General features: G+C 64.5%; 17 protein-coding genes and 5 pseudogenes. 5 read left to right on the top strand and 17 right to left on the bottom strand.

The features are described from left to right. The 11 genes and pseudogenes from BTZ20_RS29890 to BTZ20_RS16870 form a co-directional block, all read right to left on the bottom strand. Entirely contained in the window at window positions 1–1,221 is a 1,221-nt protein-coding gene (locus BTZ20_RS29890) for an AMP-binding protein (RefSeq protein WP_411269155.1), read from the bottom strand. Beyond that, window positions 1,195–2,471: pseudogene (locus BTZ20_RS29895) on the bottom strand (condensation domain-containing protein); the annotation flags it as partial. The pseudogene BTZ20_RS29895 and the gene BTZ20_RS29890, both read right to left, overlap by 27 nt. 211 nt (window positions 2,472–2,682) lie before the next feature. Further along, complete coding sequence (locus tag BTZ20_RS16815) at window positions 2,683–2,907, bottom strand: MbtH family protein (RefSeq protein ID WP_077042154.1); 225 nt, start codon at window positions 2,905–2,907, stop codon at window positions 2,683–2,685. Between the two features lie 105 nt (window positions 2,908–3,012). Then, window positions 3,013–3,471 carry an acyl carrier protein gene (locus BTZ20_RS27325; RefSeq protein WP_189636488.1) on the bottom strand — a complete coding sequence of 153 codons (459 nt, stop codon included), beginning with the start codon at window positions 3,469–3,471 and terminating at the stop codon, window positions 3,013–3,015. A 268-nt stretch (window positions 3,472–3,739) separates the two neighbouring features. After that, window positions 3,740–4,282: an SDR family NAD(P)-dependent oxidoreductase gene (locus BTZ20_RS27330; RefSeq protein ID WP_189636489.1), complete on the bottom strand. Its 543-nt coding sequence runs from the start codon at window positions 4,280–4,282 to the stop codon at window positions 3,740–3,742. Next, on the bottom strand, window positions 4,207–5,859 hold the full coding sequence (locus BTZ20_RS16830) for a polyketide synthase dehydratase domain-containing protein (protein ID WP_077042156.1): 1,653 nt from the start codon (window positions 5,857–5,859) through the stop codon (window positions 4,207–4,209). The genes BTZ20_RS27330 and BTZ20_RS16830 overlap by 76 nt, the downstream gene beginning before the upstream one ends. A gap of 170 nt (window positions 5,860–6,029) precedes the next feature. Then, window positions 6,030–8,611, bottom strand: a pseudogene (locus BTZ20_RS16835) (type I polyketide synthase); the annotation flags it as partial. Further along, window positions 8,611–10,443, bottom strand: a complete 1,833-nt coding sequence (locus BTZ20_RS16845) for an acyltransferase domain-containing protein (protein WP_411269156.1) — start codon at window positions 10,441–10,443, stop codon at window positions 8,611–8,613. The gene BTZ20_RS16845 and the pseudogene BTZ20_RS16835, both read right to left, overlap by 1 nt. A gap of 180 nt (window positions 10,444–10,623) precedes the next feature. Next, a pseudogene (locus BTZ20_RS29900) lies at window positions 10,624–11,635 on the bottom strand (polyketide synthase); the annotation flags it as partial. A 2,238-nt stretch (window positions 11,636–13,873) separates the two neighbouring features. Further along, complete coding sequence (locus BTZ20_RS16865; protein WP_077042161.1) at window positions 13,874–15,304, bottom strand: DUF2252 domain-containing protein; 1,431 nt, start codon at window positions 15,302–15,304, stop codon at window positions 13,874–13,876. Between the two features lie 122 nt (window positions 15,305–15,426). Further along, a complete protein-coding gene (locus BTZ20_RS16870) occupies window positions 15,427–15,957 on the bottom strand; it encodes a DUF1269 domain-containing protein (RefSeq protein ID WP_077042162.1) in 531 nt (176 codons plus the stop codon). A gap of 475 nt (window positions 15,958–16,432) precedes the next feature. On the opposite strand from BTZ20_RS16870, the gene BTZ20_RS16875 reads away from it, so the two are divergent. Next, window positions 16,433–16,714 carry a hypothetical protein gene (locus tag BTZ20_RS16875; RefSeq protein ID WP_077042163.1) on the top strand — a complete coding sequence of 94 codons (282 nt, stop codon included), beginning with the start codon at window positions 16,433–16,435 and terminating at the stop codon, window positions 16,712–16,714. Between the two features lie 240 nt (window positions 16,715–16,954). Here BTZ20_RS16875 and BTZ20_RS16880 read toward each other — a convergent pair whose 3' ends face one another. Beyond that, window positions 16,955–17,161, bottom strand: coding sequence for a hypothetical protein (locus tag BTZ20_RS16880; protein ID WP_145982325.1), 207 nt, complete (start codon window positions 17,159–17,161; stop codon window positions 16,955–16,957). Window positions 17,162–17,457: 296 nt separating this feature from the next. On the opposite strand from BTZ20_RS16880, the pseudogene BTZ20_RS16885 reads away from it, so the two are divergent. After that, window positions 17,458–18,593 (top strand): annotated as a pseudogene (locus BTZ20_RS16885) (N(5)-(carboxyethyl)ornithine synthase). Between the two features lie 58 nt (window positions 18,594–18,651). On the opposite strand, the gene BTZ20_RS27340 reads toward BTZ20_RS16885, so the two are convergent. The 4 genes from BTZ20_RS27340 to BTZ20_RS16905 all read right to left on the bottom strand — a co-directional run bounded on the left by BTZ20_RS27340 (window position 18,652) and on the right by BTZ20_RS16905 (window position 21,455). After that, a complete protein-coding gene (locus tag BTZ20_RS27340) occupies window positions 18,652–18,822 on the bottom strand; it encodes a hypothetical protein (protein WP_169310514.1) in 171 nt (56 codons plus the stop codon). A 113-nt stretch (window positions 18,823–18,935) separates the two neighbouring features. Continuing rightward, window positions 18,936–19,187 (bottom strand): hypothetical protein, encoded by a 252-nt coding sequence (locus BTZ20_RS16895; RefSeq protein WP_077043777.1) that lies wholly within the window; start codon window positions 19,185–19,187, stop codon window positions 18,936–18,938. 14 nt (window positions 19,188–19,201) lie between these two features. Beyond that, window positions 19,202–20,374, bottom strand: coding sequence for a fatty acid desaturase family protein (locus BTZ20_RS16900; protein ID WP_077042166.1), 1,173 nt, complete (start codon window positions 20,372–20,374; stop codon window positions 19,202–19,204). Window positions 20,375–20,399: 25 nt separating this feature from the next. Then, complete coding sequence (locus tag BTZ20_RS16905; protein WP_223263815.1) at window positions 20,400–21,455, bottom strand: ferredoxin reductase; 1,056 nt, start codon at window positions 21,453–21,455, stop codon at window positions 20,400–20,402. A gap of 193 nt (window positions 21,456–21,648) precedes the next feature. Here BTZ20_RS16905 and BTZ20_RS16910 point away from each other — a divergent pair, with 193 nt between their 5' ends. The 3 genes and pseudogenes from BTZ20_RS16910 to BTZ20_RS16920 all read left to right on the top strand — a co-directional run bounded on the left by BTZ20_RS16910 (window position 21,649) and on the right by BTZ20_RS16920 (window position 24,407). Then, the gene (locus tag BTZ20_RS16910; protein WP_083742719.1) at window positions 21,649–22,266 is read left to right on the top strand and encodes a TetR family transcriptional regulator; all 618 of its coding nucleotides are present in this window, start codon (window positions 21,649–21,651) and stop codon (window positions 22,264–22,266) included. A gap of 59 nt (window positions 22,267–22,325) precedes the next feature. Then, window positions 22,326–23,251: pseudogene (locus BTZ20_RS16915) on the top strand (LysR family transcriptional regulator). Between the two features lie 115 nt (window positions 23,252–23,366). Next, window positions 23,367–24,407, top strand: coding sequence for an FUSC family protein (locus BTZ20_RS16920; protein ID WP_077042168.1), 1,041 nt, complete (start codon window positions 23,367–23,369; stop codon window positions 24,405–24,407). Here BTZ20_RS16920 and BTZ20_RS16925 read toward each other — a convergent pair. Further along, the gene (locus tag BTZ20_RS16925; protein WP_077042169.1) at window positions 24,382–25,098 is read right to left on the bottom strand and encodes an HNH endonuclease family protein; all 717 of its coding nucleotides are present in this window, start codon (window positions 25,096–25,098) and stop codon (window positions 24,382–24,384) included. The two genes, BTZ20_RS16920 and BTZ20_RS16925, sit on opposite strands and share 26 nt — an antisense overlap. Window positions 25,099–25,227: the final 129 nt, after the last annotated feature.

Consider the following 25,227-nt stretch of genomic DNA (forward strand, 5'->3'; position numbering starts at 1 on the left):
TCAACCCCGCACGCCCCAGATACCCCGAGCCACCCCCGCACCCGACACGTACAACTCACCCGCAACCCCCACCGGCACCGGGTCCAACGCAGCCCCTAGCACATACACCCGTACGCCCGACAACGGGCCACCAATCGGAACGCCCGCACCGACCGAGGCCTCGGACAACGGCCCACTCATCGTCGCGCACACCGTTAACTCGGTCGGCCCATACGCATTGACCATCGTCCTGTCCGTCGCCCACGCGGCGACCAGCTCCACAGAACATGCTTCGGCAGCTACGACAAGATGGGTGACGGACAACAGCTCCCCGCGAGGCACCGTGCCGAGCACTGTGGGAGTCAAGGTTGCGTGCGTTATCCCGAACTCGGCTACCAACGCGGCAAGACCCTCGCCAGTCAGAACTCTCTGCTCCTGCAGGATCAACGCCGCTCCTGAACCCAAAGCCATTGTCAGTTCCCAGAACGCTGCATCGAAGCCTACGGATGCAAACTGCAGCACCCGACTACCGACGCCGACACCAAGACAGCGGATCTGATTCCCAGCCAGGTTCCCGGCACCGACATGGGTAGCGATGACGCCCTTGGGCACACCGGTAGATCCCGAGGTGTAAATCACGTAGGCGGTGTTGAGCGGATGCAGTGGCCGTATGCGATCGGCGTCGACAACCGGGGCGTCGTCATAGCCCGTCAGCAGGCGGATGGTCTGTGGAGTGCCGATCGTCAGGACCGGTAGTCCGGGATGCTCAAGCACACCACAGTCCTCGTCGAGGGAAACCCCCAAAATCGGCGCGGCGTCAGCAAGCATGAATGCGACGCGATCAGCCGGATAGCCCGGATCGATCGGCAGATAAGCCCCACCGGCCTTAAGCACGCCCAGCAGCGCCACGATCAGATCCGCCGACCGCGGCAACGCCACCGCCACCACGGTCTCCGGCCCCACCCCACGCGAAATCAGCACCCGCGCCAAACGATTGGACTCACGATCGAGCTCCGCGTACGTCAACGACCGATCCCCACACACGACCGCAACCGCATCCGGAACCCGCTCAACCTGCCGCGCGAACAGCTCGGGCACCGTCATATCCTCCGCGACAGCATCCGGATCCGGGGCATTCCACTCCACCAGCACACGGTGACGTTCGTCCTCACCGAGCAGATCGATCGCACCCACCCGCATATCAGGATCGACAGTCGAGGCGAATGCCCGGACCAACCGCATGAAACGCTCATGATGGTCGGTCACGCTCTGCGCATCATGCACATTCCCATTCGCAAGAAGGTCGATACGCGTGCCGCTCAAGTCGGAGCCGTTGTGTATGACGAACGAGGCGTCATCTACGCGACCGATCGACACGTTATGTACAGAAATCCCATTGCCGGCGAAATCGAAATCATAATCGAACCCCGCGAAGTTAAGATTTAGCCCGAACAGATGATCTAGGCCGCCCTTCAAACGAAGATCACGGGCAATATTCTCCCCACGATATCGCTGATGCCATACCGCTTCTCCGATTTCGCGGGCCACGATATTGACGAGCTCTGCCACCGACATTCCCGGATGCACCGGTATCCGCAGCGGCACAACATTCGACACCATACCCGGAATCTTTCTCAATTTCGCAGAGAATCGTGCGGCTACGGGCAGCCCGATTACGATATCCAGCTCACCAGTTGTACGATGAAGGAGGATGATCGCTGCCGCAACCAACAGCGCCGGGTAGTGGGCTCCACATCTCTCAGCGAGATCACGCAGGGTTTTCGTCTCAGTTGCCACGAGGTAGTTTGTTCGCCGAATAACCGAATCGCTCGACACTTCCAATTTTCCGGCAAATCGCACCGCTTCCGGAATATCGACGAGACGTTTGGCCCAGTAATCCCTATCCGTGGAGTAGTTATCAGAATCCCGGTACGACTCGTCCTCACTTACCAACTCACGCAACGACCCGAACTCCGGATCCGACGGCTCCACACCGGCAACGCGTGCATTATAAATCTCGGCAACGCGCCTGGCAATAAGAGATAGTCCCGTCCCATCTATTACGATGTGATGATAGCTGTGATACCACATATACCTATCGGCCTGCAGTTTGAACAACGCAAAGGCAAAAGCGGTCCACACTCCAGTCGCATAGGACTATTGATCTCCGATGATATCCATTTCAGGGCTTCAGCGTCAGGATCGGAACTATCGGCGAGATCGAATACATGGAAAGTCCATTCGGAAAGTTCTTCAATATACTGATACACATTGCCGTCAGCTTCGACAAAGCGAGCCCGAATGGACTCGGCTTCAAGTACTACCTGCCGGGTTGCACTCTCCATGAGGTCAGAGTCGACGGGTCCGAAGATTTCTAGGTATTCACCAGCGCGATAGTCAGCTGATTGCGGGCTCAGCTCTTGCGCAATCCAGATCTCATATTGCGCCGCAGTCAACGGCAGGTGGATACTTTTCCCGGAAAACTGACCCATAGCCCAGCACTCTCCCCTGATGAGATTCGCCAGTAGCAGGCAAAAAGCTCTGAAGCTGCTTCTTTACCCGAACCGGCATGAAATGTAAAGCGTCATGAATTCATATGACAAATACCTGAAGCATACGCCCAAATTTCGATAGTCGAATTTACCCAGAAGGACAGGTGACATCGTCAGCTCGCCCATGGGCGGGAATATCGACCAGCAGAGTTCAGGCGGGATCTTTGCCCCTCATAGCTTCTCGCAAGCCCTTCGGTCGCATATCAGTCCAGTTATTCTCGATGTATTCCAGGCAAGACGATCTCGAGTCTTCACCGAACACTGCGTTCCACCCCGATGGAACAGCCGAGAATGCCGGCCACAACGAATACTGCTCCTCTTCGTTGACCAGGACGTAGAAACGGCCAGTTTCGTCATCAAATGGATTAGTAGACACAACAATCTCCTTCGATCCTGAAGCTCTCTACAGCCTCACCACGGCCATCATCTTCGTATACGACGGCCTGCCATTGTCAATAACGAAAGCAGTCTTGCCTTGGAGTCACGTTCCGGACTCTCTCGCATCTCTGCCGGTTTCCATCGCAAGACTAATTAGACTATCAACATCCAGATCATCGATCGACCTTCCTTCAGATGTCGAGTCGTTGATGAAATCATCCGATGTCGAACCAACCGCCATGCCACCGAGAATGGACATAAGTTCATTCCGACGCACTCTAACTTCAGGAATTTGGCGAAGCCTGCTAAGGACTTCTCGCTCGAGATCCGAAAGACTATCGTTGTTGAACGGTATCCCAGACTCAATGTATTCGGCAGCTGCACGCGGGGTGGGATGGTCGAATATTAGTGTTGCCGGAATAGCAAGGCCCGTGGCACTACCTAGCTGGTTCCGCAATTCAAGGGCAGAAAGCGAGTCGAAACCCAATTCCTTGAAGTTTCGAGACTCACCGATTGCGCTTTGGTCAGCGTAACCAAGAACGGCCGCAATCTCTCGTTGCACTAGGCCTAGGATCACCCGGATCCTTTCCGGGTGAGTCAAGCCTGCTAGCTCGGCGTGCAAACCACTACCTGGAGCCAAATCGGTCGTCGTGGCCGACCTGCGCATGCGTGGAACCAGATCTCGTAGTACGGGGGACAGTGCCTCCGGCCAGGCTGACGTCGTCTGCACAGCCATCTCGATACGGGCCGCGGCAACTGCGGGATGCTCGAGGCTAATGGCCTGATCGAATAAGGCCCGGCCTTCCGCGGGCGTAAGGACCCGAATACCACTACGACCCCAGCGCGCGGTGTCGGTCTCGCCGAGCCGGTCGGCCATCCCCGCCCCGAGGCCCACGGCCCCAGGCGATTGAGGTCGCTGCCAGTCCTTCAGCCTGTCGGTATTCCGCCAGGGCATCGAGGAAACTGTTGGCCGCTGCGTAGTTGCCCTGTCCCGGCGAGCCGATCACGCCGGCCAGCGAGGAGAACAACACGAACAACCCCACCTCGGCGCCGCGTTCGCGCAGTGCCTCGTGCAGCCACCACGCCGAGTCGGTCTTGGCGGCCAGCACCACGTCCACCCGCGCCGGGGTCAACGCCGAGATCACCCCGTCGTCGAGCACACCCGCTGCATGCACCACACCCGACACCGGGTGGTCCTGCGGCACCTCGTCCAGTAACGCCGCGACCCCCGCCCGTGTCGACACATCGCACGCCACGACCTTTACCGCCCGGGCACCCAACTCCTTCAGCTCACCGACTAGCTCGCCGGCACCAGCCGCGTCCGGGCCACGCCGACTGGCCAGCACCAGCGATCGCACCCCGTAACCGGACACCAGATGCCGGGCCAGCAACGCACCCAGCCCCCGGTCCCACCGGTGATCACCACCGTGCCACCAGCCACCCGCTCGGCCACCGGCACCTCCTCGGGAGATACAGCCAGCGCCGAGATGCGCTGGAGTCGGGGGACGAACAGTGCGCCGGCCCGCACCGCCATCTGCGGCTCCCCGACCGCCAGTACTGCTGTGAGCAGTGCCGCGGTCCCCTCGCCTGCCAGCCCGCCCGCGGTATCGATATCGGCAAGCACGAACCTGCCCGGTACCTCCGACTGCGCCGACCGCATCAAACCCCACACCGCGGCCGCGGCCAGATCCGACACGGCACCCGAGGCCACCGCCACTGCACCCGAGGTCAGAACCAGCAGCGTCGAGGATGCGAACCGTTCCGCCGCGGTGAACTGCTGGACCACTGCCAGCACCGACGACACCCGCGCATGTACACCCGCCACCGCTGCGTCGGCGGTGGTCACGGAACGGGCAGCAGCTGTCGTATCACGCAGATCCAACACCACTAACGGCGCTACCGGAGCCGTCTCGCCAGATTCGATCCCGGCCACATCTGACCACGCTTGATAGGACACCGTGTTGACGCCCGCATTGGCCGCGACGGGCTTCCAGTCCACACGCAGGAGCGGATCTCCTGCCCGCGTGCTGGTGTCGAGCTGCCCTGCCGCAATCTCACGCAGGCTCAGCTGACCGATCGACAGCACCGACCGCCCGGATTCGTCGACCACTTCGACCGCCACACCGGATGCCGTCTTGGTGATCCGTGCCCGGACCGATTGGGCACCCACCGCGGCCAAGCGGACCCGTTCCCACGCGAACGGCAACCGCGGCACCGCACCTGTGGCCGGATCCAAGATCAACACCTGCAGTACTGCGTCGAGTAGTGCTGGATGCAGGCCGAAACCATTAACGGTGTCCGCGGGCAGCCCCGCTTGCACGAACATCTCGTCGCCGCGGCGCCAGATCTTCTGCAGGCCTTGGAATACCGGTCCGTACTCATGGCCAACCTCAGCGAAATTCTCGTACAGGCCGACGACGTCGACCTGTAATGCACCAACCGGCGGCCATTGCTCCCACTTTGATTCCGCGTCTTCACAGATCATGTCTGCGGCAGTGAGTGCGCCTCGCGCGTGTAGGAGCCATTCCCCGGCGCCAGTGTCGCGCCGAGAGTAGACAGTGACGGCGCGGTCGCCGCTGTCGTGGTCGGCGGCACCGACCACGACCTGCACGTAGCGGGCGCCGTCTTCGGGTAGCAGCAGAGGGGTCAGCACGGTCAGCTCCCGCAAGTACGGAGTCCCGGTTTCATCTCCCGCGCGGATAACTACCTCGACCAGCCCCGTCGCCGGGAACAGTGCTACCCCGTTGACCCTGCAGTCAACTAGCCACGGCTGAGTTTGCAGCGACAACCGGCCGGTGACGACCACACCCCCGGTATCGGGCAACGACACCACCGCACCCAGCAACGGATGCCCGGCAACAGCCTGTCCCAGCGATTCCGGGTCTACTGCGAAGCCGCCGGTGTTCATCCAGTATCGGGTGTGGTCGAAGGCGTAGGTGGGCAACCCCACCCGCGGCGCTATGCCCTGAACGGCTGCGGGTAGCATTGCAGCCCAATCGATTCCAGCACCATTGGTATCCAGGACCACGGCCGCGGACACCGCGGTGAGGACCTGGTCTCGGCCACGCCGCAACACCGGCACCACCGTGGCGTCCTGACCCCGAGGGTCTGCTGGATCAACGCGCTCAACCCGCCATCGGGGCCAGCGACCACGAACCGTGATCCACCTGCGCCCGCGAGCGCGGCGATCCCGTCGGCGAACCGCACCGTGCCACGCACATGCTCGACCCAGTACCGCGGCGAGGTGTGCACCCCGCCCACCGGGGCCTCGGCCGCGGTAATGCTGCCGTCGAGGTTGGACACCAGCGCGATCTGCGGTGACCGCCACGACAATCCCTCCAGCACCGATAAGAAATCCCCGAGCATCGGGTCCATCAACCGGGAATGGAACGCATGCGACACCCGCAACCGCGTCACTCTCCACCCAGCCTGCTCGGCAGCGGCGCTGACCTGTTCCACCGCCGCGGCTTCACCGGAAACCACCACCGAGGAGTCACTGTTGACCGCCGCGATGTCCGCCCCTTCGACACCGGCCAGCAAGGCCTGCACCACCGACACCTCGGCACCGACCGCGGCCATCGCCCCACCCTCGGGCAAGCCCGCCATTAGCCGCGCCCGCGCCGCGACCAAGGTCACCGCATCACCCAAATCCAGCACCCCGGCCGCATACGCCGCGGCGACCTCACCGATCGAATGACCGGCCACCGCGTCCACGCTCACACCCCACGACTGCAGCAGATGCCACACACCCACACCTACCGCGAACAGTCCCGCCTGCGCATACAGTGTGTTGTCCACCAACCCATCGGCATCGGCGGTCGTGTCGTCGCTCCACAGCACCGCACCCACCGACAGCGGCCCTGCCAGTCCCAACCGGTCGTCAAGCAGTCCGACGGCCTCCTCGAACGCGGCCGCGAACACCGGGAACGCCTCACACAAACCCTGGCCCATCCCCACCCACTGGGATCCCTGACCCGGGAACACCAGCACGGTCTTCCCGCCCACCGCACCCCCAGCCGCCACCCCGCGGATCACCTGCGCAGCCTCACCACCGGAGGCCAACACATTCAACCCGTCAAGCAGCGACTGCCGGTCGCTACCGACGATCACCGCGCGATGCTCGAACCGGGAACGCCTCAGCAACTCCCGCCCCACCGACACCGCATCGGCCCCGGGCTCGGCTATCAGAAACTCGTGCAACCGGCGCGCCTGCCCGGACAACGCCGCCACCGACCGCGCCGAGATAACCCACGGCATCGGCCCACCCGACGCACCTGACGAGGCATCGTTGGCGGCCGAAGCCGCCGAATCGTCTGCCCGAAAAGCGATTTCGCCGCCGCTGGTGACGACAATGCTCGCCGGTGCCTGCTCCAGGATGACATGAGCGTTGGTGCCGCTGATACCGAAGGAGGAAACACCCGCCCGACGCGGACGTCCATCCTGGCTCACCCAGTCCCGGGCCTCGGTGAGCAACTCGACCGCACCGGCTTCCCAGTCCACGTGCGAGGACGGGGCATCGACGTGCAGGGTTCTCGGCAGCCGCTGGTGCCTCATGGCCTGCACCATCTTGATCACACCCGCCAGCCCGGCCGCGGCCTGGGTGTGCCCAATATTGGATTTGATCGATCCCAGCCACAGTGGATTCTGCGCTGCCCGGTTCCGGCCGTAGGTCGCCAGCAACGCCTGCGCCTCGATCGGATCCCCGAGCCGGGTCCCGGTGCCGTGGGCCTCGACCACGTCTACCTCGCTCGCCGACAGGCCCGCATTGGCCAGAGCCCGCCGGATCACCCGCTGCTGTGAGAGCCCGTTCGGGGCAGTCAATCCGTTGGAGGCGCCGTCCTGGTTCACCGCGGTACCCCGCACTACCGCCAGCACCTCGTGCCCCAACGCCCGCGCCCGCGAGAGCCGCTCGACCACGAGTACGCCCGCACCCTCAGCCCAGCCGGTGCCGTCGGCGGCCTCTGCGAACGACTTACACCGGGCATCCGGCGCTAACCCTCGCTGCCGGGAGAACTCGACAAAGATCTCTGGGTCCGCCATCACGGTTACGCCTGCAACCAGCGCCATCGAGCAATCACCACCACGCAGTGCCTGTACTGCTTGATGCAACGCCACCAGCGACGATGAGCACGCGGTATCCGTCGACACTGCTGGCCCCTGCAAACCCAGCACATACGCCACGCGACCCGACACCACACTCGCCGCGCCGCCGGTCAACCGGTAACCCTCACCATGATCCGACGCCAGCTCCATGCCGGTTGAACTTGCCCCGTATTGACTAAGCGCGGCATCAAACACGCCAGCGAACACACCGGTATCGCTGCCCCGCAGGCTTAGCGGATCGATACCAGCATGCTCGAGGGCCTCCCACACCGTTTCCAGCAGCACCCGCTGCCGGGGATCCATCGTGACCGCCTCGCGCGGGCTGACCTCAAAGAACCCGGCATCAAACAACCCAGCCTCATAGAGGAACCCGCCCTCACGCACATACGACTTACCTACCACCCCGGTTCCGGATCAAATACCGCATCGATGTCCCAGCCACGATCGATCGGGAACCCGCCGATCGCGTCTACCTCCTCGGCGACCAGCGACCACAACTCGTCCGCCGAGGCGACTCTGCCCGGGAACCGGCATCCCATACCCACGATCGCGATCGGCTCGGACACCTCCGTCGCAAGCACTGCCGGAGACGCCGGCACTAGCGACTCGGCAACGAGGGGACCTGGTGGCAAATAAGCTCAGCCACAGCCTCGGGCGTCGGATAATCGAAAATCAACGTCGCCGGGAACAATAAACCCGTCACTGATTCAAGGGACTTCCGAAATTCCAATGCCGTCAGCGAATCGAAGCCGAGACTCTTGAAGCTAAGCCTAGAATCAATCGCGCGGACATCTCCATAAGCCAGCACATGTGCGGCTTGCTGTCGGACGACATTCAAAGCGGCGTTTAGATGTTGGTCTGATGGCAGACCTGCCAATAACTCGGAGAGAGGCACTCCTTTAGTTGCAACTCCGTCTGCAACTTCAGCAGTCTTGTCTTCTGCTGATTGTGCGTCTACAATGCTAGAGCTTCGATAGAGGCTGCTGTTTGACATTCGCTGACGGTCGAAGGCGTAGGTGGGCAACCCCACCCGCGGCGCTATGCCCTGAACGGCTGCGGGTAGCATTGCAGCCCAATCGATTCCAGCACCATTGGTATCCAGGACCACGGCCGCGGACACCGCGGTGAGGACCTGGTCTCGGCCACGCCGCAACACCGGCACCACCGTGGCGTCCTGACCCCCGAGGGTCTGCTGGATCAACGCGCTCAACCCGCCATCGGGGCCAGCGACCACGAACCGTGATCCACCTGCGCCCGCGAGCGCGGCGATCCCGTCGGCGAACCGCACCGTGCCACGCACATGCTCGACCCAGTACCGCGGCGAGGTGTGCACCCCGCCCACCGGGGCCTCGGCCGCGGTAATGCTGCCGTCGAGGTTGGACACCAGCGCGATCTGCGGTGACCGCCACGACAATCCCTCCAGCACCGATAAGAAATCCCCGAGCATCGGGTCCATCAACCGGGAATGGAACGCATGCGACACCCGCAACCGCGTCACTCTCCACCCAGCCTGCTCGGCAGCGGCGCTGACCTGTTCCACCGCCGCGGCTTCACCGGAAACCACCACCGAGGAGTCACTGTTGACCGCCGCGATGTCCGCCCCTTCGACACCGGCCAGCAAGGCCTGCACCACCGACACCTCGGCACCGACCGCGGCCATCGCCCCACCCTCGGGCAAGCCCGCCATTAGCCGCGCCCGCGCCGCGACCAAGGTCACCGCATCACCCAAATCCAGCACCCCGGCCGCATACGCCGCGGCGACCTCACCGATCGAATGACCGGCCACCGCGTCCACGCTCACACCCCACGACTGCAGCAGATGCCACACACCCACACCTACCGCGAACAGTCCCGCCTGCGCATACAGTGTGTTGTCCACCAACCCATCGGCATCGGCGGTCGTGTCGTCGCTCCACAGCACCGCACCCACCGACAGCGGCCCTGCCAGTCCCAACCGGTCGTCAAGCAGTCCGACGGCCTCCTCGAACGCGGCCGCGAACACCGGGAACGCCTCACACAAACCCTGGCCCATCCCCACCCACTGGGATCCCTGACCCGGGAACACCAGCACGGTCTTCCCGCCCACCGCACCCCCAGCCGCCACCCCGCGGATCACCTGCGCAGCCTCACCACCGGAGGCCAACACATTCAACCCGTCAAGCAGCGACTGCCGGTCGCTACCGACGATCACCGCGCGATGCTCGAACCGGGAACGCCTCAGCAACTCCCGCCCCACCGACACCGCATCGGCCCCGGGCTCGGCTATCAGAAACTCGTGCAACCGGCGCGCCTGCCCGGACAACGCCGCCACCGACCGCGCCGAGATAACCCACGGCATCGGCCCAAAACCAAACGAAACTACCTGCGTATTCGCATCCGACTCAATCCTTTGGGCCGAACCAAAAACAACGTGATAGTTCGCGCCCCCCAAGCCAAATGACGACACTCCACCATAAACACGAGATCCGCCTGGATGCCCGGACAGTTCAATCGTCTCAGTTGGGACCGTGAGATTCAGGCCAAGAAGGTCAATCCGATCACCAGACCTTCTAAAGTTTCTACTTCCAGGAAATTTCTGATGCCACAAACTAAGCGCTGCCTTAATTGCACCAGCTATTCCGGCAGCAGCATCCAAATGTCCAATATTCGCCTTGACCGAACCAACAGCCAGCGGCCCATTCGTTCTCACTGCACCTATGGCGTCGCCAAGCGCAATAGCCTCCGCAACATCGCCCAATTTCGTCCCAGTGCCGTGCGCTTCAATAAATCCAATACTATCAACCGAGACTTCAGCACCCTCAATTGCCCGTCGAATCAATTTGGCCTGCGCACAAGAATCTGGAGCGACTATCCCGAAATTGGCACCGTTGCCACCGGCGGCTGTACTGCATAGCTCGGCATAAATCTTCCCACCCAAATTCTTCCTTAACGAAGATGCCATCAGGAGAACAACACCCCCGCCTTCTCCAGGCACAAAACCGTCGGCACGCTCGTCGAATGGGAAGCACTCACTTCCAGGAGACACCACTCCCAGCTTGCTCAGATCGTGAATTCGATCATCCTTGCTAACAAAGTTGACCCCCCCACAACCGCGATATCTATTTCCCCTGACAGAATTCCTCTATAGGCAAGATGCATCGCAGCGAGCGACGATGATTGCCCGGTGTCAACAACAATGCTCGGCCCGTCAAACCCGAAAAATGCGACAGCCTGTTTGCGATAAACGAATTGCTCAATCCTGCTACAGATGAATCAATTCCCCCATTTTGAGTAACTCCAGTGACATGGTCGCCCGTCGAGCCAATATAGACTCCAATGCGGCTGCCTTCAATGGCGCCCACGGGAACTCCCGCGTCCTCAAACGCCTCCCACGCCATTTCGAGCACTAGCCGCTGCCGGGGATCCATTGTTGACGCTTCACGAAGCGAGATATCGAAGAACCCGTTGTCGAACCAGTCTGCATCTTCGATGCAATTCAACCGAAAATCATCTCGACCCAAACGTGAAACCGCCCCGTTAGGCAAAGACGAACCGCCCCCTTTTGCCAGGAGCATTCTCCAGAATTCATCGGGTGTGTTAGCACCCGGAAACCGGCAAGACAAACCAACTACATCAACTTGCACAAAACCCCCCAACTAGAAACAGCAAACTCCCCCACCCAGTACGCGGAATTGATTACTGAAGTAGTTGCTCTAAGTTGCCTCAAGATATCATTGGTCACATGCCCCGTCAATCCTACGGAGCAAATGTTTGTGTTAAACATTTCAGAACTACTTTCATATTCCACCAGTTCGACTCTCACGCTCTCGCCGAAGCCGATCGGCCCCACATCGGTTCCAAAAAACTACGGTGAAGTGATCAGCCGCAACCACGTCTACGACCTCCGAGCTACCCCCGGGGCCGTGGCTGCACTTGGACCACAAGTCAGTCGCTCAACCCAGAGTCCTAGGACTGCTGTGCCAAGCATCGGCGATACGATGTGCGATATATAGGGTGTTCCACCAATCGCGTACCGTCCGCCACCAGTGTCACAGGTTGATGGCGCCTCGGGTGCAGGTGAAGCTGTTTCCGCAGACCCACATCTGGGCGACGTCCGCACACACAGTGAGCACGCCTTTCCGCCCAGGCGGCAACCATGGCCAACCCGGTAGATACGCGATGCGGATCCGCTGCCGATAACCTATTGCGCGAGAACGGCATTGGTGCTTCCAGTTACCGGGTCCTCACGCGCGGGAGCAGGCACACCGAAGGGACTCATTTCGCACAGGAGCGACGAGCCTTCCGGATAGGCTCCGGCGACGCCGAGCATGAGTTCGCTCATCTTCGCCGCCAGGCCGAGCTGTATGGCGGGGCCTTGTCCACCCACTGGTGAGCTACGAACGCTGAAGAGTAATGCGGAGCCCCTTGGCGATACGGTCGAGGTGCACCGACTCCAGCGGGCATGCGGGGCGGGAGCGCGGGAGCGCGCAAACCCAGCCTGAACCTGAACTCCGGACCTCAGCAAGTCCGAGTCCACGTTCCCGTACCAGCGTGGGGCTTCCGGGCTTGTATGGCGAGGCGCCCCGTGGTCGAACGGGCGGGTCCCTAACGTACCGCAAGAGACCGTAGTGACTGGCTCGTGGGCTTCCTCACTCAACCGGCCAGCGGGTTGACTCAAAGAGGGGTCTGGCTTCGCCACGGTCTCCGTCAGCGGCCTGGCTCAACACAGGAACGTCACCGGAGCCGGTGGCCGGAATTCGGAACGCCGGCAGGGGATACCCCTAACCAGATGACGCGAAGGTTGCATCGGTGATCGTGGTCGGCATCGACATGCACAAGTCCACCCACACCACGACCGCGGTCGACACCACCGCGAACACCGACCTTGGCTCAATCCGGATCAACGCGTTGTTCTACGACTACGCCCAATTGATGACCTCGTCGAAACCGAGGCCGGACCGTACTCGGTCCGTAGAGTACGCCTCTGGTCTCGGCCACCGCCTCACCCAATGGCTCATCAGCCGGAGAGGGGCCGCGGTCAATGTACCGTCGACGCGACAGCCCGAGTGTGGGAACCCTCCCACCCCCGCCGACGCAATAGTGACTGCATTGACGCGGTAGCGGCCGCATGTGTCGCATTCAGTGACGGCGACTTTCAGCCAGTCACCCCGGAAGGACAGCTCTGTCCTCCGGATCCTCGACGAACGCCGGACCGACCTGGTCAAACAGAAGGGCCGGCGGGATCGAGACGACTTCGCCACCGAGGGACGCAGCCAACCGTGCTTCAACTTGCTGTGTGAGCGGGCAACAGAGCTCCATCCACTGGTATCGCAATCGCAACCTCGTAGCTAGATTCAATCGACACACGCGGCACGTTCAGACCCTCCCGCGCCGACTGCGTGAGCGACTGCAATTGCTGGGCGAAACGAAGGACGTTGGACTTGCCTCTGTTGTTCTGCCCCCGATCAGGTTGATCTTCCTGAGGGTTCCCAACAATTGCAGGTATCCGTGGAAGCTACGGAAGCCTCGAATACCGATACCGTGAAGAAGCGGTTGCATGCCGCCATTTCATCAGCCCGCTGGTCGAATCGTCTGTGCAGCCCCCAGCGACACGGCTACCTATGTTAGCGATGGCCAGGCCACCGCTTTTGGAATCTAGGTCATCACTACTTCACCTGGCTAGTGTCCAAACCCAGACGGGTCCAATTCTGATCGGCACTGGGATGACAGCAGTGGGCACCGTCACTCCTCGACCAACGCAGCCAACACCTCAGCCGCCGACCATTCCTGCGAAAACGACACGACCCCGAAGGTGGAGTGGATTTAATGGTCGATCGCGAATGCGCAGCAGCACGCGGACACCCCAAATCGGCTGGCATACATCACGACTCCCGGTGCGCGGTGATCCGGCCGTCGGCGATCGCCTCCAGCAGCGCCGCGTGGTCGCGGGCGTTCTGGTCCGCGTAGGTCTCGGCGAATTCCGTCAGCGCCTTGTCGAAGTCGTCGTCCGAACCGAGGTACCCGGCGATGGCGAACCGGTCACCTGCGCGTGCATGCGCGAACGCGACAACGCGGGCGCAGAGCCGGCCGTAGAGGGCCATCAGGTCGGCGGACATGGTCTCGATGACCGCCGAGCCCTTGCCGTCGCGCAGTTGACGGACGTAATAATCCCGGACCGTCCCGTTTACGTCGGGCCCCTGCTGCCAACCCAGGAGGATGTCGCTGGCGGCCTGGATCACCCGCTGCCCGGCCACGACGCGTTCGCCCTGGTTCGGATAGGACGGACCCTCCAAGTATCCGGAAAGGACCGACGGCCCTGCCTCCTTGGCCTGCAGGAACAGCGGGTCGCCGCCGGGACCGACGAGAAGGATGATCCAGGCGCGAGTGCCGACACTGCCCACGCCTACGACCTTCCGTGCGGTCTGGACATATTCGAAGCGATCGAACAGGACACGTCGCGCGGGTTCGAGGGTGTCGCGATATTCACGTAGCCGCTGGACCAGCTCACGGTTGATCTGCGCGGCTTCGGTGTCGCTGAGGATCTCCTCGAGGGGGGCGATCAGCGGCGGCGCGCTCACGATCCGCGGTTGCCCGTTGTGCATCGTGGTCAGTTTGGACAGCGCCTGCATGCTGTCGCGGCCCCAGGATTTACGGATCGTCTTCTGGACACGCTTACGCGTCGAGGAGTCCAGGACATCGCGGAGCTCGTCCAGTTGCGCGGTCGCGTCGATGTGGGCGTAGCAGACCGCCAGCTCGCCGCGATTGGCCTGGTAGGTCATCGTTTCGCGGTACTCGGCCGCGCACGCGCGGGCGATACGTTTACGCTGCTTGCCGGTGAACCCGTTGTCGCGACCGGCGACGGCGAGGCTCGCGACGAGCCTCTTGAGATCCCATTCGAATGGTCCGGGATAGGTTTCGTCGAAGTCGTTGAGGTCGAAGGCGAGTTCGCGTTCCGGTGTCGCGAACAGTCCGAAGTTGCTCAGGTGGGCGTCCCCGCAGAGCTGGGTGTACAGACCCGTTGTCGGGGCGTGTGCGAGGTCGTGGGCCATCACCAGCGCGGCGCCTCGGTAGAACGCGAACGGCGAGTCGGCCATCCGCCCGTACCGGATGGGGAGGAGTTCCTGGACCCGGGTGGAGGCCTGGGACTCGAGCAGGCCGACCGCGTCACGGTCGGCGGTCGGACCGTGTTCGGCGATGACGCCGAACGGGATCCGGCGCCGAACCTTCTCCCCGTGTTCGAAGCTGGCCGCCCGGGTCGGGCGGCCGACCGCACCGGCGGGTCGCAGGCCGGAGAGCGTGTCCAGTTCTGTCATGGCGTGATCCCTTGAATGGCTGTCGTCCGCGGGTGTGGCCTGGGTTGCAGCCTGCGCGGCCGCGGCGGCGGGCGCCTCCCCCGATGAGGGTGATCTGCCCGACCGCCCGGACCGTGACGTTCTCAGCTCTTGGTCGCCTCGTCGATCTCCTTGCTGACCTGCTCGGCGTCCGCCTCGAGCTGCTTCTTCGTCACCTTGGCTGCGCGTTTGAGCGCCTTCTCGACCCGCGCCTCGACATCCGTCGCCGCGATGACGATCAGCCCGCTGTCACCCTCGTCGAGCAGCTCACCCACCTCCTTGAGGTCGGAGCGGCTCATCCCGGCGGCGACGTGCCCGCCGAGCGCCCCGAGACCGGCGCCGCCGGCGCCGCCCAGCAACAGCCCGGCCCCGAGCCCGACGGCGGGGAACAGCGCCACCAGCGCGCCCCCGACCAAGCCGATGCCGAGTCCGCCCCAGGCACCCTGCCGGGTCGGCTGCTCATGCTTCTTGACGATCTTGACCTTGCCCTTGTCCGTCCGGGTGATGACGGCCGCGTCGTAGGTGTCGACCAGATGGAGCTCGACGTAGAGGTCGTGGATGGCGTCGTAGTCGGCGATCGCGGCGTCCTCCGAGTCGTAGACCGCCGCGAGCAGAGCGAATGTATCCATGGCCATGGGTTCCTCCAGAGGGTTGTGTCCGGCAATGGGTCGTCGTCCGGCTTCCAGCCTCGACACCCTCGGCGCGGGTGGCATCCCCCAAAACGGGTGACCACGGAGCGTGGCATCCCGCCGCCGACGCAAACGGCCAAAATCGGTGGCGAATTCCTGCAACATTGAACCAAGACCCGGCGATATACAGGGTTGAGGTGAGTCCCCATGACGGACAGTTGTGCCGCACGGCGTTCCGGAGCGGGTGGTGGACCAGACCGCGGGCATTTCGCGGTGGCCACCTGCCGCTCGCCACCGCCCCTGCGACCGCGCGTTCCCTGATCGCGCCCAAGGATTCCGGATCGCCCTGTGCGGTCGCCGGAAGTCAGATAGGCGTTGCCGTCCTCACGAGCGGTGGGCGGGAATTGCTCGACTGGTGCGCCTCGCGTTCAGTTGCGATCACACCGCTCACCCGTGAAATACCCATGAAGGTGGCAAGAAGATGGACCTCGAAATGCTCGAGAAGCTGATCGATCTCATGAGCAAAGTGATGGACATGATGGGCGGCATGCAGGGCGGCGGAGGCGGAGGCGCCGGCCCCTGGGCAGCCTCGGTGGAGGCGGCAGCCTCGGATCGTGATCGAGCGCCCCTGAAGGAAAGGCTCTCGGCCCACTCCGCCGGGGGCCTTTTCTCGTCACAGTTGCCTGGTGACCGCGGACGGGGGTCGCGATCTCCTCTGTTCCAGTCGTGGACAGGCGATCACCGCGCTAGTGTTTTTACCTGACTCTTGGCGACTCCGTGGAGGTGCGCTATGGAAGTGGCCGCACCGTACGGCGCGATCCGAGCTCTCATTCCTGCGCGAAGTCCGTCGCCCCCAGCCGCCGACACGACCTGCCGACTCTACGGCGACTGAATTGGATCATGGCCATCCAAACCAGTATTGGAGTCCTGCAATGAATCCGACCAAATCTCTTGCCGCGTCTGCGCTCATCGTCGTCGCCCTCGGCGCCGGAGCGGGAACCGCCTACGCCCAGCCCGCGGTGGCCCCGCCCCCTGGCGCCGAAGCCGTCTCGGACGCGATCTGGCCCGACAATCCCACCAAGCAGTCCGCCTTCGATGCCTTCGCCACCGAGGTCGCCGTCGGCTGGGGGAACGGCGGCGCGCAGGGCGCGCTGATCGGGCTCGGCGTCGGCGCGGGCGTCGGGTGCCTGTCGATCTTCCCCAACTTCATCGCCGGGTGCATCGTGGGCGGCGTGATCGGCGCTGGCGTCGGTGCCGTGAACGGGATCAAGGATTCCAATCCGAAGGTGATGCCCGCATTCGACAAGCTCCTGGCGACCCCTGAGGTCGGGGCGCAGCGATTCGCGGCGCCGATCCCGGCGCCGCGATCTCATCCATCTGCGTCGGGCGAAGCGGGACGTGCCCTAGACTCCGACCGGACGCCATCGCACAATCGTTCGAAGTCACGCCGCCCGTGGCCCACGGCCTGCAATAGGCAGGCATCACCAGTTAAGGGCGCACTTGAACATGCTCCGTCTCGGAATCACGTCGAACTCACACAAGGAAAACGAGCACCGGCTCCCGATCCACCCCTGCACCTCGAGCGAATCGACGCGGGGCTCCGCGAGCACATCTACCTCGAGCGCGGGTACGGCGAGCACTTCGGGATCCTCGATGAGCAGCTGGCCCCTCTCGTCGCGGGCCTGCTGTCGCGCGAGCAGCTCATCGCGACCTGTGACGTCGTCCTGATCGCCAAGCCGCTCGCGGAGGATCTCGCGCAGCTGAGGGAGGGCCAGGTGCTGTGGGGGTGGCCGCACTGCGTCCAGGACGCGGCGGTCACCCAGCTCGCCATCGACCGGCGGCTGACCCTGATCGCCTTCGAGGCGATGAACCACTGGACGGCCGACGGTTCGCTCAGCCTGCACGTCTTCCACAAGAACAACGAGCTGGCCGGCTACTGCTCGGTGCTCCACGCCATGCAGATCGCCGGGTCGACAGGCGACTACGGTCGCCGGCTGCGGGCCGCCGTGATCGGCTTCGGCGCGACCGCCAGGGGCGCGGTCACGGCACTGAGCGCGCACGGCGTCCACGACGTCGAGGTGCTCACCGTCCGCGGGATCAGCGCGGTCGGCGCGCCCATCCACTCCGCCCGGATGGTGCAGTTCGACCACGACGACGCCGACCCGCGCCGCAGCCACGCCCACACCGAGCGCGGTCGCGTCCCGGTGGCCGGATTCCTCGCCGAGCACGACATCATCGTCAACTGCGTCTTGCAGGACACCGACGCGCCGCTGACCTTCCTCGCCGACGAGGATCTCGATTCACTCGCACCGGGCACGCTGATCGTCGACGTATCCTGCGACGAGGGAATGGGATTCAGCTGGGCGCGGCCGACGTCGTTCGAGGAGCCCACCTTCGAGGTCGGCAACAACGTCGTCTACTACGGCGTTGACCACAGCCCGTCCTACCTGTGGAACTCCGCCACCTGGGAGATCAGCGAAGCGCTGCTCCCCTATCTCGCGACCGTGCTCGGCGGGCCCGCAGCCTGGGATGCGGACACGACCATCCGGCGGTCCATCGAGATCCGTGACGGGATCGTCCAGAATCCCAGCATCCTGTCATTCCAAGAGCGCTCACCGGATTATCCGCACGTCCAGCTCTGACGATGACGTGGTCCGCGCCGACGGTAGTCGGTGCGGACCCGCTCCCAATCTGCGCGCCCTACTTCGTCGCGCCCTTGCGCACCACCGTCAGCTTGTGCAGCCGCGAGGAGATCCGCTTGTCGTCGCTCCCCCGCAGCAGGGCGATTCCGGAGCGGATCTCCTCCACCGCCCAGGTGCCGGCAGTATCCGAAATATGCACCAGGTCGCCGACCTGAACTGCCTCACTCATCGCCGTTCTCCGCATCCACTACTCCAGGCGGGCACGTGACACCGTCCCGCCGATCATCATCAGCTGGGTCAATTATCACGCGCCGGGCGCGGGGTGTCGCAGACGGGCGGCGACTACTTGTCGGCGGGGCCCTCGCCGCCGTCCGTCTCGCCCTCCACGACGTCCGGTTCCTCGTCGGCGGCGTCCGCCTGCGCCCGCTTCGACGCCTCGCGCATCTCGATGCCGTCGGTAATCCAGTCGCCGATCTCGCGGGTCACGTCCCGGACCGCGCCCGCGATGATCATCGCGATCTTGCCGACGTGCGTGGCCCCGGACTCCGTCAGCTCCTGCACGGTGTCCTTGCGTCGCTCGAACTTGCTCACCATGGACGCGTCACCTCTCACGCTGTGGCCTTCTGACGTTCGACGATAACACCGGGAGCGGACTCGGAGCCGGTCAGGAACGGCGGCAAAGCGAGCTTGAAGATCTTGCCCCACACCGATCCGATCTGCTTGAAGAAGCCGCCGGTGTTGTACGGCAGGCCGTGCTTCTCGCACAGAGCCCGCACATGCGGCGCCATCTCGGGATAACGGTGCGCCGGGATGTCGGGGAACAGGTGGTGCTCGATCTGGTGCGAGAGGTTGCCGGACATGATGTGGAACAGCGGGCTGCCCTCGATGTTCGCGCTGCCGAGCATCTGGCGCACGTACCACTGCCCCTGCGTCTCCTCCGCGGTCTCCTCCTCACTGAAGGTCTGCACTCCCGTCGGGAAGTGCCCGCAGAAGATGATCGAGTAGGTCCACAGGTTCCGGACCAGATTGGCGCTCGCGTTGCCGAGCAGGGTGGTCACGAACAGCGGGCCGGTCAGGGCCGGGAACACGATGTAGTCCTTGAGGACCTGGCGACCGGCCTTGCGCCACATGCCCTGCAGCAGCGGCTTGACGTCGTGCCACTTCCGCTTGCCCTTGACGATGTTCTCGGTCTCGAGATCGTGCAGCATCACGCCCCACTCGAAGAAGACCATGAGCGCGAACGCGTAGACCGGGTTGCCCAGGTAGTACGGATTCCACTTCTGGGCCTCGTCCATCCGCAGGATGCCGTAACCGATGTCGCGGTCGCGGCCGACGATGTTGGTGTAGGTGTGGTGCATGTAGTTGTGCGAGTGCCGCCACTGGTCCGCGGGGCACACGGTGTCCCATTCGAAGACCCGCGAGTTCAGGCCCGGTTCACGCATCCAGTCGTACTGGCCGTGCATGACGTTGTGGCCGATCTCCATGTTGTCGAGGATCTTCGAGATGCCGAGGGCACCGACGGCGGCGAGCCAGAACGGCGGCAGGAACCCGAGATACATCAGGCCACGGCCTGCGACCTCGAATCCACGCTGGGCCTTGATGATCTTGTAGATGTACTCGCGGTCCTGATCGCCGAGATCGGCGACGATCCGGGCGCGCAGCTCGTCGAGTTCGCGTCCGATCTCCTCGACCTGCTCGTAGCTGAGCACGATCGGGGCGGTGGTCTCCTCGTTCTTCGCGCCGCCGAGGAACGGCAGCGTCGGGATGGACAAACCGAGCATGGGAGTTCTCCTTGGTCGAAGGTGATCAGATGTCGACGGAGACGTCGCCGACGGCCGCCGAGATGCACAGCTGGATCGGCTGGTCGGGGTCGGAGTCGGTCTCGCCGGTCCGCAGGTTCCTGGTGCAGCCGGAGGTCTTGACCGCGGTGCAGGAGAAGCAGATCCCCATCCGGCACCCGTACTCGGGAGTCAGACCGGCGGCCTCCGCCTGTTCGAGCAGGCTCGCCCCCGAGTTCTGCGCCGTCACCCCGGACGAGGTGAAGGTGAGCAGTCCGGTGGCGTCCTCGTCGGCGGCGACCGGGGCGGTGAACTCCTCGGTGTGCAGCCGTTCGACCAGCCCTGTCCGGACGAAGTGCTCGCGGACCCCCCGCATCAGCCCGGGCGGGCCGCACAGGTAGGTCTGGGCCTCGCCGTGCCAGGGCGCCGCGGTCTCGAGGTGCTCGCGCCCGAAGAAGCCGTGCAGGTCGCCGCCCTCCGGCTGGCCGGTGTAGGCCAACACCACCCGCACGTTGTCGCGACCCGCCACCAGCTGGGCCAGCTCGTCGCGGTGGGCCACGTCCCGCTCGGTGTCGGCGTAGTGCAGGAAGGTGATCTCGCCGTCGTGCCCCTCGTCCAGGAGGGTGCGCAGCATCGACAGCACCGGCGTGATGCCGCTGCCACCGCTGATGAGCAGGATCTTGTCGGGCCTGCGAGCGGGCATCCGGAACACCCCGTCGGCCTGCGAGAGGCTCACCACCAGCCCGGGATGGGCGTTGGCGTGCAGGTACTGCGACACCAGGCCCTGCGGGTGCGCCTTGACGGTGAGCTCGATGCGGCCGTCCGCACGATGCTGCGAGCAGGCGGGCGAATAGCACCGCGTGTGCCGGACACCGTCGATCACGACCCCGATCTGGACGAACTGACCGGCCTCGAAGCCCCGCCACTGCCGCGTGGGGCGCAGCGTGAGGGTGACGGTGTCCGCGGTCGTGCGGCGCACCTCGGTGACCTCGGCCCGCAGGTCGCGCACGGTGGCCATCGGGTTCACGAGCTCGAGGTAGCGGTCGATCTGGTGCGGGGTCGCCATCGCCTCGAAAAGCGACATCAGCGAGAGCCGACGGATTCCGGTTCGGGTCTGCAAGGTCACCACGGCCTCCTTGTTTGAGAGTTTCAGTGAACACTCGTACACAAACAAGTGTGTCAGGAAGTACCAGGTAGATGTCAACCCCAAGGGATATGTGACGCCGATTACAGCCCGGTCGTACACGGAACAAGTGAACACACATACACTGATTTCCGTGACCGAACCGGAGAGCAGGGCAGAACGCAAGGAGCGCACAAGGACGGCGCTCCTCGACGGAGCCCTCGAGCTACTGGAGGACCGCAGTTTCGCGAACCTGAGCCTGCGCGAGGTCGCGCGGTCGGCCGGGATCGTCCCGACCGCGTTCTACCGGCACTTCGCCTCGATGGACGACCTGGGCGTCGCCCTGGTCGAGGACAGCATGCGAATGCTGCGCCGGATGCTGCGCGAGGCCCGCCGCGACCCCAGCGCCAAGAACGCGGGTGCGTCGCTGGAGATCCTGCTGCGGCAGGTGCACGCGCACGAGGGCCAGTTCCGGTTCCTCAGCCGCGAACGCTACGGCGGCGTCGCCGAGGTGCGGCGGGCCATCGCCTCCGAATTACGTTTGTTCGCAAGCGAACTCACCATCGACCTGTCCCGCGTTCCTGGCCTGTCCGAGTGGGAGGTCGAGGACCTCGAGATGGCCGCCGATCTGATCGTCAACACGATGATGTCCACCGTCGTCAATGTCCTCGAGGTCGATCAGCGCGACGAGCGCGAGGTGATCGCGCGCGCAGAACGCCAGCTGCGGCTCATCATGATCGGGATGGGCGGCTGGCGGTCCGGGCCGCGGTAGGCACTTCTGACCACTGCGTTCGGCGCCCGGCCGCGCGCAGGGACGTGGTCGAATAGGCCATGCAGTTCCGCCAACTCGAGTACTTTGTGGCGCTCGCCAGGGAGCGACACTTCGCTCGCGCCGCGAGCGCCTGCTTCGTATCTCAGCCTGCGCTGTCGGAAGCGATCCGCAAGCTCGAGCACGAACTGAAGGTTCCGCTGGTCCGACGCGGGCGCGCCTTCGAGGGCCTCACCCCGAGGGCGAACGGCTGGTGCCGTGGGCCCGACGCATCCTGGCCGACCACGATCTGCTCAAACAGGAGGTCGCGGCGCTGCAGACCGGCCTCACCGGCGAGCTCCGGCTCGGTGTGATCCCGGCGGCGTCGACAACCGTCGCGCTGCTCACCGATCCGTTCTGCGCGGAGCACCCACTCGTCCGCGTCCAGGTCCAGTCGAGCCTGCGGTCGGCCGAGATCATCGAGCGAATCCGCCGATTCGAACTGGACGCCGGGATCATCTACCCGGACGGTCAGGACACCGCCGACCTTCTCGTCACCCCGCTGTACGAGGAGCGACACGTACTCGTCGTGGGCGGTGAACTGCTCACCGGCAGATCGGACACCATCGATTGGCCGGATGCGCTGGAACTACCGATGTGCCTGCTGAACAAGGGTATGCACGGCCGCCGGCTCATCGACGATGCGCTGGCCGCACTCGATCTGGCCGCGACTCCGCAGCTCGAAACCGACTCCGTGGTCACGCTTCTCGCCCATGTCGGCACCGGCCGCTGGGCGAGCATCATCCCGCAGGCCTGGCTTCGCAGCCTGGCCCCGACCGCGGGCACGCGCGTGCTGCAACCGGCCGGCCCGTCGGTCTCCGCCCGGGTGGCGCTCGTCACCGCCGCGGCCGAGCCCGGCTCGGTACTGACCCGCGCCCTGATCCGGACCGCGCAGTCCGCAGGCATCGATGCCGCGCTGCGCGGACCGTCCTGGCCCGCGGCCGACTGACACCCTCCGCCCGATCGGCCGCGCCTATCGAACGTTCGGAAACGCGTCTTGGACATCCGCGGCACCGCCCGTGAGACTGAGATCCATTCCCACGGACGACGATCGGAGTACCTCCTTGCGCGCGGCACCGGCACGTCGACTGCTCAGCGTCGGCCGCGTCGAGAACGACCACCTGCACGCGGGCCGGGTCGCGATCGGGCTGATCGTTCCCGGGCTCGTACTGGTACTCGTCGGCCGCCCCGACCTGATCATCTACGCCGTCTTCGGATCGTTCACCGGCATGTACGGCCGGTCCGAATGCCACCGCGAGCGACTCCGGCATCAGGTGCAGGCGAGCGCGGTGCTGCTGACCGGCATCGGCATCGGCCTTCTGCTGTCCGGCCTCCACGCCCGCCCGTCGGTCCTCGTGGTCACCGCGGTCGGGTTCGGCGCCATGGGATCACTGGTGACGGACCGGCTCGGTCTCCGACCCGCGGGCCCGTTCTTCGGGATCTTCGCGCTCGGCGCCGTCGTCGCCGTCCCGGCCGGCCACGTCGCACCCCTTGCGGCCCTGTCGATCTGCGCCGCGACGGCACTGCTCTGTATCGCCGTCGGCCAGTCCGGCTCGATCCGTGCCCCTGCCGTTCAGCTCGAGACGTCCGTTCGGCGGATGAACCCGGACGATGGACTGAGGGCCTCGGAAGCGTTGGTCCAAGCCACGCGCTACGCACTGGCCCTCTCGCTCGCAGGCGCGGCGGGGCTCCTCCTCGGGATCGGTCACCTCAACTGGGCCTTGGCTGGCGCCGCCGTTCCGTTGGCCGCCACCGACGCGCGCAGCCGCGTCTATCGCGGCATCCATCGCGTGCTGGGCACGGTCGCCGGACTCGGCGTCGCCGCCGCGCTGCTCCTACCGGACCTGCCTGCGACCGTGCTCGCCATCCTCGTGATCGCCCTGATGTTTCCGACCGAGTTGTTCATGACGCGCAACTACGGCCTGGCCATCGGGTTCTTCACGCCGTTGATCATGCTGATGACCGAACTGGCCGACCCGACCGAGCCGTGGGCGCTCCTCGAAGCCCGGGTGATCGCCACCCTCGTCGGAGTCGCCGCGGGCGTCGCGGTCGCGGTCGTCACCCACCGACCTCGGGCCTCTAGCAGGACGCGAGCACTCGCGTGATCGCGTCCTTCTCCGCCTGAGTGACCCACAGTCGATAGGCGGCCTTGACCTCGACCTGCTTCGAGACGTAGGTGCACCGGTACGGCTTCGCCGGCGGCAGCCACGTCGCCGCATCGGCGTCCGACTTCTGCGCGTTCGTCGGGCCGTCGACCGCGAGCAGGTTCCGCGGATCGTTGGCGAAGTCCCGACGGGTCGACTCGTCGAGTTGCTGCGCACCCTTCTGCCAGGCGTCGCTGAGCGCCACCACGTGGTCGATCTGGACCGCGCTGGAAGTGCCCGAACCGCGGGTGAACGCGATCGACTTGCCGGTGTACGGATCGTGCAGGGTGCCGGTGAGCACGATGCAGTTCCTTGTCCCCGGCTTGACCGTCGTGTCGACGAGGTCACGGGCGAGGATGTCGTTGCGGGTGTCGCAGCCGTTCCTGCCGCCCGCGACGGTGACATCGTCGGTCCAGGACTGTCCGAACTGATCGCGCGAGTACCCCGTCTTGGGTGCGCGGCCCTTGACCGGGATCGTCTCCAGCGTGGCGAGGGTGGCGGCCACCCCGTCGGCCTGGGCGCTACCGGAGTCGCCCGCACTCCCGGTCGGCATCGCCTCCGCCGCAGGAGCAGCGCAGCCGGCTAGGGCCAGTGCGGCCACCGCGGTGGCGATCAGGAAGAGACGCGGACGGACGGCCGAACGAAAACGCAAGGGGAACTCCTGTTCGAGATGTGAGCGGGCCGCCCAGTATGGCGCACAAAGGGGTCGGTCCCCGCGCGACGCGCGGGGACCGACCCCTTTGTTGACCCACATCACGGACCTGGTGCGGTCCTGATGCGC

The organism is Rhodococcus sp. MTM3W5.2 (assembly GCF_001984015.1).
Lineage (GTDB): Bacteria > Actinomycetota > Actinomycetes > Mycobacteriales > Mycobacteriaceae > Rhodococcus_G > Rhodococcus_G oryzae.

Excerpts from the sequence above, each read along its gene's own strand:
- BTZ20_RS16905 (WP_223263815.1), bottom strand. The coding sequence starts at position 21,455 with ATGTCGCTTTTCGAGGCGATGGCGACCCCGCACCAGATCGACCGCTAC.
- BTZ20_RS16880 (WP_145982325.1), bottom strand. The coding sequence starts at position 17,161 with ATGAAGTTGGGGAAGATCGACAGGCACCCGACGCCCGCGCCGACGCCG.
- BTZ20_RS16895 (WP_077043777.1), bottom strand. The coding sequence starts at position 19,187 with ATGGTGAGCAAGTTCGAGCGACGCAAGGACACCGTGCAGGAGCTGACG.
- BTZ20_RS16865 (WP_077042161.1), bottom strand. The coding sequence starts at position 15,304 with ATGACAGAACTGGACACGCTCTCCGGCCTGCGACCCGCCGGTGCGGTC.
- BTZ20_RS16900 (WP_077042166.1), bottom strand. The coding sequence starts at position 20,374 with ATGCTCGGTTTGTCCATCCCGACGCTGCCGTTCCTCGGCGGCGCGAAG.
- BTZ20_RS29890 (WP_411269155.1), bottom strand. The coding sequence starts at position 1,221 with ATGCGGTTGGTCCGGGCATTCGCCTCGACTGTCGATCCTGATATGCGG.
- BTZ20_RS16870 (WP_077042162.1), bottom strand. The coding sequence starts at position 15,957 with ATGGCCATGGATACATTCGCTCTGCTCGCGGCGGTCTACGACTCGGAG.
- BTZ20_RS16875 (WP_077042163.1), top strand. The coding sequence starts at position 16,433 with ATGGACCTCGAAATGCTCGAGAAGCTGATCGATCTCATGAGCAAAGTG.
- BTZ20_RS27340 (WP_169310514.1), bottom strand. The coding sequence starts at position 18,822 with ATGAGTGAGGCAGTTCAGGTCGGCGACCTGGTGCATATTTCGGATACT.